This is a genomic window from Loktanella sp. PT4BL (assembly GCF_003201935.1).
Classification (GTDB): Bacteria; Pseudomonadota; Alphaproteobacteria; order Rhodobacterales; family Rhodobacteraceae; genus Yoonia.
This window is the reverse complement of record NZ_QJJL01000001.1, coordinates 728,721-745,256: the sequence shown is the minus strand read 5'-3', so window position 1 is coordinate 745,256 and position 16,536 is coordinate 728,721. Positions and strand designations below refer to the sequence as shown.

The window sequence follows — 16,536 nt, the reverse complement described above, 5'->3', positions numbered from 1 at the left end:
GGACAGGCACATGTTTATCCACTATTTTGCCATAGTTTCCACTACACTCGACGGCAACTGCCGCTGAGTCTGCGGCCAGGATGTGATTTTGATGGGCGGGACCTGACATGAATGTGCAAACAAACGGTGTAATGGCGCCTCCGGCGCCGCGCAGCCTCGAAGCCATGCTTTTGCCAATGGCCATGATGCGCGACATCTTGATCAAGACGATGTTCCGCATGAACCTCGATCTGGTATCGACGATCAGCCGCGCCATTTGCCTGCCGATTCCTGTTACGCAGGAACTGGTTGACATGGCACGGGGCCAGTTGCTGCTGGAAGCGACTGGTACACTGAACGCCAATAGCGGCAACGAAATGGGCTATCAACTGACCGACGCAGGCCGTGCGCGCGCACTCGATGCGCTTGGCCAGTCAGAGTACTACGGCGCGATGCCTGTGCCCCTTGATATCTATCGCCAGCAGATCCAACGCCAGTCAATCCGCAACATCCAGTTGACCCGCGACCAGTTGCAGACGGCTATGGGGCACCTTGTTCTGCCGGAAGACCTGTTGTCCAACCTCGGTCCGGCAGTCAGTGCCGGTCGTTCGATCCTGATGTACGGGCCACCCGGTAACGGTAAGTCCTCGATCTCGAACGGTATCCGTGACGCATTGGGCGATAAAATCTATGTGCCTCGCGCGATCGAATATTCCGGTCAGGTCATCACCGTTTATGACCCGATCGTCCACAGCGCGGCTGAAGACGACGTGGATGATCCCAACAGCCTGCGCCGCACGTCTGGCCGCTTTGACACCCGCTATGTGCGTTGCGAACGCCCCACCGTGATTACCGGTGGTGAATTGTCGCTGTCGATGCTCGACCTTGTCTATAACCCGACCGCGCGGACCTATCAGGCGCCTTTGCAGCTGAAATCAACCGGCGGCATCTTTATCGTGGACGACCTTGGCCGTCAGGCCGAACCACCGCAGACGCTCGTGAACCGCTGGATTGTTCCGCTGGAAGAAAACAAGGACATTCTTGCGCTGCAATCAGGTGAAAAGTTCGAAGTGCCCTTCGATACGCTCGTTGTGTTCTCGACCAACTTCCACCCCAACGCGATCTTCGATAAAGCGGCCCTCCGCCGTATTTTCTACAAGATCAAGATTGACGGCCCAAATCAGGAAGACTTCCTCAAGATTTTTGCGATGGTCGCACGCAAGCGCAAGATGCCACTGGACGAGGATACGCTCGTGCATCTGCTGAACGTCCGCTATCCGGAAATCGACAACGTCTACGCGAACTATCAGCCGATCTTCCTGATCGACCAGATGATCTCGATCTGCGAGTTCGAGGGCATTCCTTACCAGATGTCACCCGAGCTGATTGACCGCGCATGGGCCAACATGTTCGTGAAAGAAGAAGATATCGTTCACTAGCATTTCCCGGAATTGGCCCCCTCATGGGGGCCTTCTTCATTGCTTGGCGTTCAAAACGTAAGGTGCGTCTTGACGCACCGTCCCTGCACGTCACCTTAGCAGCATGACCGCCCTGCCCCCCATTTTCCAAGATTGGTTCACCTCCCGCGGCTGGACCATCCACCCGCATCAACAGGCCATGCTTGATCAGGCGGCAAGCCCTGCCTTGATGCTGATCGCACCCACGGGTGGCGGCAAGACACTGGCCGGATTCCTGCCCTCCCTGATCGAACTGGCAGACGGCAGGCACGAAGGCCTACACACCCTCTACGTCTCCCCGCTCAAAGCACTTGCCGCTGACATCAAACGGAACCTGCGCCGCCCTGTCGAAGAAATGGGTCTGCCCATCCGGATTGAGGACCGCACAGGCGATACCACTTACACCCAAAAACGCCGCCAACGCGCCGACCCGCCCCATATCCTGCTGACGACGCCCGAATCTCTCGCCCTGCTGACAAGCTATGAGGACGCGCCGCGCATCTTCAAAGGCCTGCAGCGCATTATCGTCGATGAGATCCATGCACTGGCCGAGAGCAAACGTGGCGATCAACTCATGCTCGCCCTCAGCCGCCTGCAAACCCTTGCCCCTGACCTGCGGCGGGTAGGCCTTTCCGCAACAGTGGAAGATCCGGCCGCCATCGCGCGCCAACTTACCCGCCACCCCGATCCTTGCGACATCATCAACGCCGATCCCGGCCCTGATCCGGATATCGCGATGCTGGTCACGCAAGAGAGACCACCATGGTCCGGCGGCGGCGCGAAATATGCGATCCCTGCCGTGCTCGAAGAGGTCAAGAAACACAAAACGACGCTGATCTTTCACAACACCCGCGCCCAGGCCGAGATTTTCTTTCACAACCTCTGGCTTGCCAATACCGACGACCTGCCCATCGGCATCCACCACGGCAGTCTTGCCCGCGAACAACGCGAACGGGTTGAGGCAGCGATGGTCGCAGGGCAGTTGCGCGCCATTGTCTGCACAGGCTCGCTCGATCTGGGGATCGACTGGGGCGATGTGGATCTGGTGATACAGGTCGGCGCGCCCAAGAACGTCAAACGGCTGGTGCAACGTATCGGCCGCGCCAACCACCGCTATAACGCCCCCTCCAAGGCGCTTTTGGTCCCTGCCAACCGCTTTGAAGTGGTCGAATGCATCGCCGCACTTGAGGCTGTCAAAGCCCATGACCTTGACGGTGACCCCAAAGGTGGCGGCCCCCGCGACGTGCTGTGCCAACATATCCTGATCACCGCTTGCGCCGGACCTTTCGACGCAGATGCGCTTTACCGCGAAATCAGGACTGTCGGCGCCTACCGTGATCTGTCGCGCGCAGCCTTTGATGACTGTCTCGATTTCTGCGCCACCGGCGGCTATGCCCTGCGCGCCTATGACAAATGGAAACGCCTGCTCCAAACCGCAGACGGACGCTGGCAGTTGCGCGACCCGCGGGCGGCGCAACGTATCCGCATGAACATCGGAACCATTCAGGACACAGATACCCTCAAGGTGCGCATGAAGGGCAATTACAAACCCTTGGGCGAGGTCGAAGAGGCTTTCGCTGCCACCCTGACCCCCGGTGATACTTTCCTTATCGGCGGACAAGTTGTCCGCTACGAGAACCTGAAGGAAATGACAGTCGAGGTATCGCGCCGCGCTGATAAAACGCCGAAAATCGCCACCTTCATGGGCACGAAATTCGCCAACTCTACGCAGCTCTCGCAGCGTATTTTGCGCATGTTCGACCAAGCCGACTGGCCCGAACTGCCCGCACATACCGCTGAATGGCTTGGCCTGCAGCGTAAATTCTCAAAACTGCCCGAGGCGGACCGTATTCTGGTGGAAAGCTTCCCGCACGAAGGCCGCCACCATCTGTGCGTCTATGGTTTCGCGGGTCGTAACGCGATGCAGACCCTTGGCATGCTTGTCACGCAGCGCATGGAAGAGTTGAACCTGCATCCCATGGGTTTTGTCGCAACGGACTATGCCACACTGATCTGGGGCCTTGATCCTGTCACGGACCCGACCCCCTTGCTGCAACCCGACAATATGCGCGCGGATTTTGAAACGTGGTTGTCTGGCAATGCGGTGATGAAACGCACATTCCGTGGTGCGGCCACGATTGCCGGTCTGATTGAACGCAACCTGCCCCAAGCCCGCAAGAGCGGGCGACAGGCCACGTTTTCCTCCGATATTCTCTATGACACCCTGTCCAAATACGATCCCGATCACCTCATGCTGCGCATCACCCGCGAAGAGGCCATGCGCGGGCTGGTCGATTTTGGCCGGATCGAAGAAATGCTGACACGCACCGCAGGTCGCATCGACCACCTGAACCTTGACCGCGTGACCCCGCTTTCCCTACCCATGTTCCTTGAACAGGGGCGGATCGCCGTTGCGGGCGCGGGCCGGGAACGCCTGATGGAGGAAGAGGCCGCCCGACTGATGGCTGCCGCTGGCGTGTCATCGCTTTGACGCTTGAACTCGCGTAGGACTTACCCCAAGAACAGAGCATGAACGCATATAACTTTGATTTTTGCGGAACCCGATGCTGCGCCCTGCCCTCGGGTGCGCTGTATTTGCCTGAACACGCAGTACTTTGCGTCTCTGACCTGCATCTTGGTAAATCCGAACGGATCGCGCGGCGCAGCGGCGTGATGTTGCCCCCTTATGAGGTGCAGGAGACCCTGCAAAAGCTGGAAACCGATATCACCACGACCCAACCCCGACAGGTGATCTGCCTCGGAGACAGCTTCGACGACCTTGATGCCGCCAACAGCCTTGATGAGGATGCGCGGCTTTGGCTGACACGTTTGCAGGCAGGCAAATCATGGGTGTGGATCGAGGGAAATCACGATCCGGGTCCGGTTGACCTTGGCGGAACACATCGGTCGCAAATGACTATTGGCACACTCATCTTCCGCCATATAGCTACGGCGGAAACAGCCGAGGTGTCAGGTCACTATCACCCCAAACACCGCGTTGCAGGGCGCAGCAGGCCGGCGTTCCTTTATGATGCGCACAGGCTGATCATGCCCGCCTATGGCGCCTATACGGGCGGGCTCTCCAGCCAAGCCGCAGACTTGCGCAAACTCTTTAGCGGACAGATCATCGCGATCATGACAGGGCACAAAGCCATACCTGTGCCCGTTTAAGCGGTCAGACCCTCCGGCTCGGCCAACCCGTTGGCGCGGCAACAGGCGGTCAGCGTATTGGCCAGCAGACAGGCAATCGTCATCGGCCCCACGCCACCAGGCACGGGGGTAATTGCACCGGCGACGGCGGCGCAACTGTCGTAATCCGCATCCCCCACCAGACGGGTGCCGCCTTCGGGCTTATCGATCCGGTTGATGCCCACATCAATCACTGTGGCACCCGGTTTGATCCAGTCGCCCGTGACCATCTGCGGACGCCCCACAGCGGCCACTACAATATCGGCCCGTCGCACGACATCGGGCAAATCCTTGGTCCGGCTATGGGCGATTGTGACGGTGCAACTGTCATTCAACAAAAGCTGCGCCATCGGTTTGCCCACGATATTCGAGCGGCCGATCACAACGGCATTCATCCCCGACAAGGACCCATGATGATCGCGCAGCATCATCAAACTGCCCAAAGGCGTACACGGCACCATGCTTTTCTGCCCCGTACCCAACAAGCCCACGTTCGAGATATGGAAGCCATCAACGTCCTTGGCCGGATCAATGCTGTTAATCACCAGATCGCTGTTGAGATGCTTGGGCAGCGGAAGTTGCACCAGAATACCATGCACAGCAGGATCATCGTTCAACTGCGCAATCAGCGCCAGCAAATCCGCCTCGGAGGTGTCTGCATCCAACCGGTGCTCGAAAGACGCCATCCCGACCTCGACGGTCATCTTGCCCTTTGACCGGACATAGACCTGGCTGGCAGGGTCCTCGCCCACCAGAACAACAGCCAGACCGGGGGTGATGCCATGATCGGCCTTCAGCTTGGCCACACCGTCGGCGACTTGCCCGCGGACCTTTGCGGCAAAGGCTTTTCCGTCAATTACTGTTGCTGTCATTACGTCTTCTCTTTGTTGGTCGGATAGGAAATGGGCGGGGCATGGCCCCGCCCGTATCAGTTAGAACAGCCCTTCGATCTCGCCTGCATCATTCAGCATGATCTGCTCGGCCGAAGGCACACGCGGCAGGCCCGGCATGGTCATGATCTCACCGCAGATGGCAACGATGAAGCCGGCACCGGCGCTCAAACGCACCTCGCGGACCGGTACCGAGAACCCTGTCGGCGCACCGCGCTGGGTGGGATCGGTGGTAAAGCTGTATTGTGTCTTGGCCATACAGACCGGCAGATTGCCGTATCCCTGCTCTTCCCACGTCTTCAACTGCTCGCGAATTTTGCCATCAACAACAACACCATCAGCGCGGTAGATTTTCTTGGCAATCGTGTCGATCTTGTCAAAAAGGCTCATGTCATCGGGATAGATCGGTGCGAAATTCGCTTCACCTGCGTCGGCAATCTGGGCAACGCGCGTGGCAAGGTCCTTGGTGCCTTCTGATCCCAGCGCCCAGTGCTTGCACAGGATCGCCTCGGACCCTTGGGTTGCGACATAGGCTTTGACCGCTTCAACCTCTGCATCGGTGTCGGTGACAAAGTGGTTAATCGCCACGACGACCGGTACGCCAAAGGATTTGACGTTCTCGATGTGCCGGCCAAGGTTGGCGCATCCCGCCTCGACCGCCGCGACGTTCTCTGTCCCAAGGTCGGCCTTGGCAACGCCCCCGTTCATTTTCATCGCGCGCACCGTGGCCACAACCACCACGCAAGACGGTGCGATGCCAGCCTTGCGGCATTTGATGTTCATGAATTTCTCGGCACCCAGATCGGCACCGAAACCTGCCTCTGTGACGACATAGTCCGCCAACTTCAGTGCAGTTGTTGTCGCGGTGACCGAGTTGCACCCATGCGCGATATTGGCAAAAGGTCCGCCATGCACAAAGGCGGGATTGTTTTCGAGTGTCTGCACAAGGTTCGGCTGCATCGCGTCTTTCAGCAGCACCGTCATCGCGCCATCGGCCTTGATGTCACGGCAGTAGACAGGGGTGCGGTCGCGGCGGTAGGCCACGATGATATCGCCCAGCCGCTTTTGCAGATCGTCCAGATTGCGGGCCAAGCACAGGATCGCCATGACCTCGGATGCCACAGTGATGTCAAATCCTGCTTCACGCGGGAAGCCGTTGGCCACACCGCCCAAAGACGTCGTGATCTGACGCAAAGCGCGGTCGTTCATGTCCAGCACGCGCCGCCACACCACACGGCGGATATCAATCTCGAGTTCATTGCCCCAGTAGATGTGGTTATCAATCATCGCCGACAGCAGGTTATGCGCCGAGGTGATCGCATGGAAATCGCCTGTGAAATGGAGGTTCATGTCTTCCATCGGAACGACCTGCGCGTAACCACCTCCCGCAGCGCCGCCCTTCATACCGAAACACGGCCCGAGCGAGGCTTCGCGAATACAAACCGCGGCCTTCTTGCCGATGGCATTGAGACCGTCGCCGAGACCCACAGTCGTGGTTGTCTTGCCCTCGCCCGCAGGTGTCGGGTTGATTGCAGTGACAAGGATCAGCTTGCCATCGGGGCGGTCTTGTACCGCGTTGATCAGTCGCTGGCTGACCTTTGCTTTGTCGTGGCCATAGGGCAGCAGATCGTCGCTCTCGATGCCCAGCTTCGCACCGATTTCCTGAATTGGGCGCTTATGTGCGGCGCGCGCGATCTCGATATCAGACTTATATTCCATGAAAACCTTACCCATTTCTTGGCAATTGCCGTGTGTGTCCCTGATCGCTTCTATCGCTTGGTTATCACCCCATGCACTGTGATTGCGACATATTCACCGCCGGAATCGTCGGCAGTCCGTCTGCTTGTGTCGGATGGGAAACCTAAGGGGCCCATGGGCGTTGGTCAGGGATATGCAACGTAACGGTATCACCCAGATGGATTTTCCCTTCACGTTCGACCCAAGCCGTCACGCCGCGTTTGCCTTTCGCCGCGGTTTTGAATTTGTCGCCTGCACCGGGATGGTCGGCATTGATCACCTTGGCGGGCAGATGGCAGGGGCGGTTCTGCATATCAACAACAATCATGGACCCGTCCGCGAATTGCAGCCGCGATGAAGGGGGCAGGTGACTAAAGTCAGGGATACCGCCAATCACCAAAGACGCGCCGATCAGCGCAGGGTCCAGCGTTTCCAACCCGCAATCCGCAGCAATCTCGGCCAGTTCCTCGGCAGAGACTACCGACAGTTGGCGCACGTTGCGGATTTCGGTGTTGCGCGGATACTGGCTTAGAACACGGCTACAGGATGGGCGCGTCAGCCCACCATGCACTTCACCCGGAATACCCGCATAGGTCAGTTCTGCCATATCCGCCGCTTGCGAGCGCAACGAAGCAAGTCGGTCAGGCACATGGCCGATCCAGACAACTTCACCGCTGATTTTCGTGGGGGCCAGTGCAGGCATAATGCGCTCCTCTTTGTCGTTGGCCTATGCTTACGGCAGACAAATGAAGGCTTCAATTGGCAGGCACCAAAGAAAAACGCCGCTCTGTAAAGAGCGGCGTTTTGTTCTTATGCAGAAGGTTCCGGTTCCATCCCGCCATCATCAGAAGCGCGCGGCTTCTTGGGCTTGGTTTTCGGAATTGCCGTGACCGATGGGGTCCCACCAGCAGACGGCGTATCATCGCTATCGTTGCCGGCCTGTGGAGGTTCACCCGCCATCACGCGCTTGATCTCGTCACCGGTCAGCGTTTCATACTCCAACAGCCCCTGCGCCAGACGCTCGAACTCTTCGTTCTTTTCGGTGATGATCTTATACGCCAACTCATAACCGGCCTGGATAAAGCTGCGCACCTCATCCTCGATCAGCTCTTTGGTGTGGGCGGATACCGATAGACCAGCGGTATTGCCGGAATACCCTTCATGCGCCTCGGAATAGTCGATGTTGCCGACCTTATCCGACATGCCCCACCGCAGGATCATGGCGCGGGCCAGTTGGCTGGCCTGCTGGATATCACCGGCAGGGCCGTTGCTGACCTGATCGGCACCGTATTTGATCGTTTCCGCCGCCTTGCCTGCCATGGTCATGGCCAGACGCTGGTGGCATTCATCACGGAACATGTTCAGGCGGTCCATCTCGGGCAGGCTCATCACCATGCCCAAAGCACCACCGCGCGGAATGATGGTGGCCTTATATACCGGATCACATTTCGGCAGCGTGATCCCGACAATCGCATGGCCTGCTTCGTGATAGGCGGTCATCTCCTTTTGCTCGGCAGTCATCACCATGGATCGGCGCTCGGCCCCCATCATGACTTTATCCTTGGCGCTTTCGAAGTCGACCATCGTCACAAAACGGCGTCCCACGCGCGCTGCCATCAGGGCAGCTTCGTTCACAAGGTTCGCCAAATCGGCACCGGAGAAACCCGGAGAACCGCGCGCGATGATGCGCAGATCCACATCAGGGCCCAGCGGGATTTTACGCGCATGCACGCCCAAAATCTTTTCGCGACCTTTGATATCGGGGTTAGGTACCGTGACCTGACGGTCAAAACGGCCCGGACGCAACAGCGCGGGGTCAAGCACGTCGCGACGGTTTGTCGCCGCAACAATAATGACGCCTTCGTTGGCTTCAAAACCGTCCATCTCGACCAGAAGCTGGTTCAGTGTCTGCTCGCGCTCGTCGTTGCCGCCACCGATGCCGACACCACGTGCACGGCCAACTGCGTCAATCTCGTCGATGAACACGATACAAGGCGCGTTTTTCTTGGCCTGCTCGAACATATCGCGGACGCGGGATGCACCCACACCAACAAACATTTCGACAAAGTCAGAACCTGAGATCGTAAAGAATGGCACACCTGCCTCGCCCGCGATTGCGCGCGCAAGCAGCGTTTTACCTGTCCCCGGAGGGCCGACAAGAAGCGCACCTTTGGGAATTTTACCACCAAGACGCGAGAATTTTTGCGGGTTCCGCAAAAATTCGACGATCTCTTCAAGCTCTTCTTTGGCTTCGTCAATGCCCGCGACATCATCAAACGTGACGCGCCCGTGTTTTTCGGTGAGCAGCTTTGCCCGCGATTTGCCAAAGCCCATCGCACCACCTTTGCCGCCGCCCTGCATCCGGTTCATGAAATAGATCCAAACACCGATCAAAAGCAGGAAGGGAAGCAGGCTGAGCAGGAATGACTGGAATACCGATGTTTCCTGGCTGCGGGCTTCAACCGGCACGCCAGCGGCCAGCAAAAGCTGCGTGACTTCAGCATCTTGCGGGCGGATCGTTGTAAAGCTGCGACCTGCTTCGGTGAAGCGGATATTCTCACCATCAATGACGGCGCTTGTTACGCTGCCACCTTCGACGGCTTCGACAAAAGCAGAGTAGCTGCGCGTCTCACTATTCGTGGCGCCCTGCGGACTGCTGAAGAGATTGAACAGGGCCAGAACCATAAGGAACAGGACGACCCAAAAGACCATGTTACGCGCGTTGCCCAAGGGGGAAACTCCTTTGAAATGGGGAAGTGGGACGACAGAGTCGCCGCACAAGCGTTTCAACTAAAATAGAGGTTAAACCTCAATCTTCAATGGCAAACGCCGATGTATGGAAATCCGCGACAATCCGCGCAGACCATTCGTTCGATAAACCGGCCAAAGGTGCCGCGATCAAACGCCCCCCCTGCCAGACCGAAGGCGAGGCCATCAGAGACGCGCGCGGGACGCCAGCATCGCGCCAATCGGGGCACTCCTTGACCCCTGAGCCCAGCGCCTTGAAGGTCAAATCATCGTGCACAGGCCCCTCAAGGAACCAGCGTTTATCCCAAAATACACCCAAGGGTCGTCCTGCATCCGATTGCAAGCGCACAGCGGAAGTAGTCGCCGCCGCCTCACGCATCAGGCGGACTGCGCCCGCTTCACAAGGTGTCATGATGCAACCGCCCAAGGTAATCGTAGCGCCCTTGCGCGCCTGCGCGACCGTTTCCAGTAATTGCTCAAAACGCGGCCGGTAGTTGCGGCTGCCCACCCAAGCAAACGCAGCAGCCATGACACGACGTGGTGCATCGGCCTTGCCAAGATCAAGTGCGGCAGGTGCCAGGATAAGATCACCTGCATCTTGCCGCACATGCAGCTTGGCAAAGCCGAGCGCAGCCTCTTGCAATGACAAATGTGCCGCCTGCATGTGGTCGACGGTTTGCAGCAACCGTTTGCGTGTCATGCCCAAGGTTTCCAGCTGTGCGAACATCTGGCGCGCGCGCACGCGGTCAAATCGTGGGTCTTCGTTGCTGGGGTCTTCGGCCCATGTGATCTTCTGTTGCGTCAACCACGCGCGAAGATCGGCCCGCGACAGGCCCAAAAGCGGACGGAACACTTGCAGACCGTCACGCTGCGTCATCGGATACATCGCAGTGAGACCATCAATGCCAGAGCCCCGAGCCAACCGCATCAGGAGCGTCTCAACCTGATCATCCTCGGTATGACCGAACCAGACCGTGCGCAGATCATGCATCAGGGCCCAGTCACGCACGGCGGCCCAGCGCCCCTCGCGGGCGGCGGCCTGTAGATTGCCTTTGCCGGCCCATGTCCAATTGACGACCGCATGATCAATGCCAAGGGTCATGGCCTGTACGGCCACCAAGGCGATCTCGTCTTTCGCTTCGGGGCGGAGACCATGATCAATCGAAATCGCGAAAAGCTTACCTGCTGGACGAAACCGCGCGGCCAACTGCATCAATGCAATGGAATCGCCACCGCCCGAAACAGCAAGGCCAATAGCTTGGTCAGATTTGCCTGAAGCCGCGATTGCAGTCTGGAACCGCGCCTCTACACTGTCCAACGGCCGGTTTACTGGCATCCCAAGGCTTGCATTTCCATCTGGGCGTCAAGCACGGTCGCGTTGCCGGGGAAACGGACGTTGACTTCGGCAAGTGTCAGGCAGGCATCTTGTGTCTGACCGATCTTGCCAAGCGAAGAGCCCAGTTTGAACAAGGCATCCGGCGCCTTTGGTCCTGTCGGGTTGCCGGAGAAGGCATCAAGATAAGCACGCGCCGCATTTGTCATTTCACCCAAACCTTCCAAAGCCTCGCCGCGCAGATAATTCGCATCAGAGGTCAGCGGACTACCCGGGTAGGTCGCGACAAAGGTCTCAAGCTGGTCAAGGGCGCTGCGAAAGTCACCCGCAGCGAGCGCCTCCTGGGCCCGCTCGATGTCGCTTTGTTCACCAATCGCCAAGGCTGGCCCGCCTGTGTTCTGGTTCGTTACCGGCGCAACAGCACCCGGCACTTCAATGCCGCCCAAAGGCGTATCGTCCAGCTGGCCGATATCACAGCCCGGCTCGAGCTCACAAAGGCGGAAGTTCAGATCACCGATACGATTATTCGCATCGGCAGTAATGCTGTTCACACGGAATTCGAGCTGTTCGGTGTTCGACGTCAGGCGCTGCAACTCCGCCTCGATCGCGTTCAGACGATCAAGCGGTGTATTGCCCGCAACGCCTGCACCAAGCCCGCCTGTCGTCGACAATTCACGTTTCAGACGCTGCACATCAACGAAAAGCACCGTCAACTGTTGCCTGATATCCGCCAAGGTTTCTTGCTGCGCAACGGCAGGAAGCGGCGAGATCAGCAAAGCGCAGACAACAGCAAGACGGTACAACATATGGGCTTCCTTCAGGTCTTGATCAGCTTGTCATCGCAGAGAACGACAGAACGGTGACGGCGCGACGGTTCTGCGCATAGCAGCTTTCCTCTGAACAAATCGCAATCGGGCGTTCCTTGCCAAAGCTTGTCACTTGCAAACGGCTCGATGGAACACCACGCGAGACAAGGTATTCACGCACCGCATTTGCACGGCGCTGGCCCAGCGCGAGGTTGTATTCACGTGTACCCTGTTCATCGGCGTGGCCTTCGATTACCGCGCGGTAATCTGCGTTCGTCAGCAACCACTGCGCCTGCCCGTCAAGAATGGTCTGGCCTGCGGGCGTGATCGTGGATGAATCCACTGCAAACAGAACACGATCACCGATGGTCTGGTTAAAGAAGAGCGGGCTTGTCGGGTCGCTTGCCGATCCGGCCATACCGACGCCCATACCTGCATTCGCGCCGGCACCGGCGCCGCCATCGCGGCCAGCGCCAAAGCGATCAGGGTTCGTACATGCTGCTGTTGCCAGCACCAAGAGCACAACCGCCGTTGTCTTAAAAAGTGTCATAGGGTTTCATCCTGTTTCATAACTGCTCGGTTTTTTTCTTACTCTAGCATGGCTTTCACCATTAGGGAATCACACATCGTTACGGCTGCAACGGGCCCCATGAAGGATCGGACGCGCCGCTTGGCAAAGGCACGGCCTTGAGGTTGCGACCCGAAATATCAACCGAATACATTGATGAGGTCCCGGCCGCCCCTTGGGTTTCTCGGCTGAACATGATGACGCGACCGTTGGGCGACCACGTCGGCCCTTCATCAAGGAATGACGAGGTGAGCAAACGCTCTTCCGAGCCATCAGTGCGCATCACGCCGATATGGAACCGCCCAGCGTTTTGTTTGGTAAAGGCCACAAGATCACCGCGCGGCGACCAGACAGGCGTGCCATAGCGCCCCTCGCCAAAGGAAATGCGCCGCGCCTCACCGCCATTGGCGGACATGATGTAAAGCTGCTGGTTGCCGGAACGGTCGCTTTCGAAAACAATCTGGCTACCATCCGGTGACAGGCTTGGCGCGGTTTCGATGGAAGGCGCCGAGGTCAGGCGCACATGCTGGCCGGTTGCCAGATCGGTGCGGTAGATGTCGGTATTGCCGCCATTCGAAAGACTATAAATCACCTGCCGCCCATCGCGGGAAAAGCGCGGGCTAAAGGCCATCTCTCCGGGGGCCGTCTGTAACTGCTGGCGGTCCACGTTGGCCACGTTCAACACGTTGATCCGCGGAAATCCGCTTTCGAAACTGGTGTAAAGCACGCGGTCGCCACTGGGGGAAAAGCGGGGGGCAAGCACAATGCTGCTGCTGTCTGTCAGGAACTGTACGTTCGCGCCATCAAAATCCATGATCGCAAGGCGCTTTTGACGGTTATCCTTGGGTCCAGTCTCAGAGACAAACACAACGCGGCTGTCAAAATAACCGCCCTCGCCGGTAATCCGGCTATAGACCGCATCCGCAACCTTGTGCCCCATGCGCCGCCATCCGGCAGTGGTGCCCGCAAATTGCAGACCCTGCCCCAGCTCTTGGCCAGAGAAGACGTCATACAGACGGAATTTCACTGTGAGCTGATCCCCGTTCACCGTAACCGCCCCGACAATCAGGGCCTGCGCGTTGATCGCGCGCCAGTCTGCAAAGGCGACAGGCTGCACAAAGGAACTGATCTGCGAAATAAAGGCCGTGGCGGGCACTTCTCGGAAAAGGCCGGTGCCCGCGAGGTCCTGCACCACAAGGCGTGAAATATCCGAGGCCGCTTGCTGTGCGGCAGGTGTTTCGGCCTCAAAACTTGGCACGGCAAAGGTGATTGGCTCAATCACACCATCCGTGATGGTCAGCCGCAAGGGGCCGCTTTGCGCCATCACCGGCCCTGCCAGCATCAAGGCCATCAAAACTGTCAAAAGTCGTTTTATCATTTTTGCCTCACTCTGCCTCACCGGAACCCTGCCCGAATCTGCACTGTCTTTCCTCATTATGGCAGGGGGAAAAAACCATTTCACCTCACCTACGCGTGTCTTTGCCTATCGCAACCGCATCCCGCTTGGATCAAAGGTGATCACAACGTCCTGCCATTGGTCGTATTTGTCGGCGGGAAGCTGATAGCCCCCGGATTGACACCGCAGGATCGCGCGGCGCGCGGCCTCAAATGCGGTGTTGGTGGCGCTCTGGTCACCGTCAGATGACATAAGGCGGACTTCGTTGCCGATTACGCGGCCCTCGCGATCAAGGCTAAAGCCCACCTCAACTGTTACACGTGCCGCAACCGATCCAGGATCAACGTTCCAGCAGCGGTTCACCGACAGGCGGAAGCTGTCACGCTCGGACCCAGTCATCGGCGGACCGGCTGCAATGGCAGGGGCATCAGCAGCACTTGCCAAAGCTGCGGCCAAAGCATCTGCGACGTCATCTTCGCGCACGGCAGGTTCCGTCTGCGTCGGTTGGGTTGGGGCAGGCTCCTGTTGCGCCGCTGCCGTCTGTTGCGGTGGCGCAGGGCGGCTGGGACGCGTTGACGGGCGGATAGATGTGGTCGGAGCCAGATCCTCGATCACGATCGCCGTTGTCGTCTCTTCAGGTGCAGTGGCCTCTTGCTCTTCGGCCACAACCTCGGCCTCGGCGCTGTTGTCCGGCACAACCTCTTCGCGCACCACATCATCCACCCGTGCATCAGGCGGAGGGGGCGCGGAAATAGTCGAGGCGACTGTCGGTGCCTGTGGTGGCGTCGGGGTCTCACTCACCTGTACATCCGGTGTCGGTGGCGGAGTGACGGGCGGCGCAGGCTCTGCGGGTGGCGCATCCACAACTTCGGCCTGCGGCGGAGCAGGCGGAGGGGGTGGCGGCGGCGCTTCTGCCGCGGGCGGCTCGATCGGCGCAGGCGGCGGGGCAGGTTCAACAGTCGCTTCTTCTGCAGGCTGCGGCGGCGGGGTCTCTTCGATCACCGGCGGAACGGGGGCCGCCGGATCAGCCAACCCTGGCTGGGGCGTCGTGCGGGCACGCATCTGTTCAAATTGATCACCGGACACCAGCGAGACATCCATCGTCTGTATCTGCAACGGTTCAGACGACATCCCCCAGCCGACAATCAGCCAGCCGATCAGCCCGACATGGCCAATCCCCGAAATGATGGTGCCCGGCGTTGTCATGATTTACCCGTCAGAGCCGCCTGTGGCGGGCGGCGCGATATCGGTCACAAGACCAATGTCCGAGAACCCGCCAGCGTTCAACAGGCCCATCACCTCGGCCACACGGTTCCAATCGTTGCGGCCATCTGCGCGCAAGAAGATCTTGTCGCTGCTGCGCTCTGCGGCAATGGCCTGCAAACGGGCGACCAGTTCGGCCTCGGTGGTATCGGTTTCCTGAATCAATACGCGGCCATCATTGGTGATTGTCACCGTCAACGGCTCTTCTTCATCACCCGGCAAAGCAGTCGCCGACGTCTGGGGCAGTTCCACCGGAATGCCGACAACCGAAAGCGGTGCGGCCACCATGAAGATGATCAACAACACCATCATCACATCGACAAAGGGTGTGACGTTGATCTCGGACATCGGCTGTCCGCGCCGCGAGCGGCGACGGCGGCGTCTGCCTCCGTCATCGCCTGATTTCATGACCCCCGCGCTCATCTTAGCTGTCCAACTGGCGGCTCAGGATCGTGGCGAATTCATCGGCAAAGGCCTCATAGCCGCTGACGATCTGGTCACTATCCGATGAAAGCTTGTTGTAATAAATGACGGCCGGGATCGCGGCCAGAAGGCCAAGACCGGTCGCCAACAAAGCCTCGGCGATGCCCGGTGCGACAACAGCCAGATTGGTGGTCTGCGCCTCGGCGATCTCGATAAAGGCATTCATGATGCCCCAGACGGTCCCAAACAGCCCCACAAACGGAGCGGTGGAGCCTACGGTCGCCAGAATTGGGAGGCCCTTTTGCAAACGCGCCGCCTCTTTCACGATCGCCACATCCATCGAGCGGTCAATCCGCGCGGTCGCACCCGCAATCAATCCGCCATCCTGCCTGTGCGATCTGCGCCATTCCAGCATACCTGCGGCAAATATCTTTTCCGATGCCCCCTCGGGGTCAGCCCCGATCTGCTCGAACAATCCGTCCAGCGGCTCACCCGACCAGAATGCACGGTCAAACACCTCAGCCTCGGCGCGCGCTTTGCGATATTGGATGATCTTGTCGATAATCACGGCCCAGCACCACACGGATGCCAGGACCAACATGATCATGACGATTTTAACAGTAATTGTGGCGCGCGCGAATAACGCCCACATGGTGAATTCGTGTGCTGCTTCCATATGCCTGCTCTGCCTGTAGGCCCGATTTTGGGTTCTGATTACGCCTCAACGTATCGCATCAACTTACAGAA

General features: G+C 58.7%; 14 protein-coding genes. 3 read left to right on the top strand and 11 right to left on the bottom strand.

Annotation, left to right across the window (positions count from 1 at the left end; all coding sequences use genetic code 11):
- Positions 1–107 precede the first annotated feature (107 nt).
- The 3 genes from C7964_RS03610 (at position 108) to pdeM (ending at position 4,607) form a co-directional block, all read left to right on the top strand.
- Positions 108–1,418, top strand: coding sequence for a DUF8689 domain-containing protein (locus tag C7964_RS03610; protein WP_110278270.1), 1,311 nt, complete (start codon positions 108–110; stop codon positions 1,416–1,418).
- A gap of 103 nt (positions 1,419–1,521) precedes the next feature.
- Positions 1,522–3,927 (top strand): ligase-associated DNA damage response DEXH box helicase, encoded by a 2,406-nt coding sequence (locus tag C7964_RS03605; protein WP_110278269.1) that lies wholly within the window; start codon positions 1,522–1,524, stop codon positions 3,925–3,927.
- Between the two features lie 38 nt (positions 3,928–3,965).
- Positions 3,966–4,607 carry a ligase-associated DNA damage response endonuclease PdeM gene (gene pdeM / locus C7964_RS03600; protein ID WP_076661048.1) on the top strand — a complete coding sequence of 214 codons (642 nt, stop codon included), beginning with the start codon at positions 3,966–3,968 and terminating at the stop codon, positions 4,605–4,607.
- Here pdeM and folD read toward each other — a convergent pair.
- The 11 genes from folD to tolQ all read right to left on the bottom strand — a co-directional run bounded on the left by folD (position 4,604) and on the right by tolQ (position 16,465).
- Positions 4,604–5,497 (bottom strand): bifunctional methylenetetrahydrofolate dehydrogenase/methenyltetrahydrofolate cyclohydrolase FolD, encoded by an 894-nt coding sequence (folD, locus tag C7964_RS03595; RefSeq protein WP_110278268.1) that lies wholly within the window; start codon positions 5,495–5,497, stop codon positions 4,604–4,606. The genes pdeM and folD overlap by 4 nt on opposite strands.
- Before the next feature lie 60 nt (positions 5,498–5,557).
- Positions 5,558–7,234 carry a formate--tetrahydrofolate ligase gene (locus C7964_RS03590; RefSeq protein ID WP_110278561.1) on the bottom strand — a complete coding sequence of 559 codons (1,677 nt, stop codon included), beginning with the start codon at positions 7,232–7,234 and terminating at the stop codon, positions 5,558–5,560.
- Between the two features lie 142 nt (positions 7,235–7,376).
- A complete protein-coding gene (locus C7964_RS03585) occupies positions 7,377–7,955 on the bottom strand; it encodes an MOSC domain-containing protein (protein WP_110278267.1) in 579 nt (192 codons plus the stop codon).
- Positions 7,956–8,062: 107 nt separating this feature from the next.
- Positions 8,063–9,982, bottom strand: coding sequence for an ATP-dependent zinc metalloprotease FtsH (gene ftsH, locus C7964_RS03580; protein WP_502693549.1), 1,920 nt, complete (start codon positions 9,980–9,982; stop codon positions 8,063–8,065).
- A gap of 79 nt (positions 9,983–10,061) precedes the next feature.
- Positions 10,062–11,336, bottom strand: a complete 1,275-nt coding sequence (gene tilS, locus C7964_RS03575; RefSeq protein WP_110278266.1) for a tRNA lysidine(34) synthetase TilS — start codon at positions 11,334–11,336, stop codon at positions 10,062–10,064.
- A complete protein-coding gene (gene ybgF, locus C7964_RS03570) occupies positions 11,327–12,139 on the bottom strand; it encodes a tol-pal system protein YbgF (protein WP_110278265.1) in 813 nt (270 codons plus the stop codon). The genes tilS and ybgF overlap by 10 nt, the downstream gene beginning before the upstream one ends.
- A gap of 22 nt (positions 12,140–12,161) precedes the next feature.
- Positions 12,162–12,689: a peptidoglycan-associated lipoprotein Pal gene (gene pal, locus C7964_RS03565; protein ID WP_110278264.1), complete on the bottom strand. Its 528-nt coding sequence runs from the start codon at positions 12,687–12,689 to the stop codon at positions 12,162–12,164.
- Between the two features lie 79 nt (positions 12,690–12,768).
- Positions 12,769–14,085 carry a Tol-Pal system beta propeller repeat protein TolB gene (gene tolB / locus C7964_RS03560; protein ID WP_110278263.1) on the bottom strand — a complete coding sequence of 439 codons (1,317 nt, stop codon included), beginning with the start codon at positions 14,083–14,085 and terminating at the stop codon, positions 12,769–12,771.
- 105 nt (positions 14,086–14,190) lie between these two features.
- The gene (gene tolA, locus C7964_RS03555; protein ID WP_110278262.1) at positions 14,191–15,309 is read right to left on the bottom strand and encodes a cell envelope integrity protein TolA; all 1,119 of its coding nucleotides are present in this window, start codon (positions 15,307–15,309) and stop codon (positions 14,191–14,193) included.
- Positions 15,310–15,312: 3 nt separating this feature from the next.
- Complete coding sequence (locus C7964_RS03550) at positions 15,313–15,789, bottom strand: ExbD/TolR family protein (protein WP_110278261.1); 477 nt, start codon at positions 15,787–15,789, stop codon at positions 15,313–15,315.
- 1 nt (position 15,790) lies between these two features.
- Positions 15,791–16,465 carry a protein TolQ gene (gene tolQ, locus C7964_RS03545; protein ID WP_181417095.1) on the bottom strand — a complete coding sequence of 225 codons (675 nt, stop codon included), beginning with the start codon at positions 16,463–16,465 and terminating at the stop codon, positions 15,791–15,793.
- Positions 16,466–16,536 lie beyond the last annotated feature (71 nt).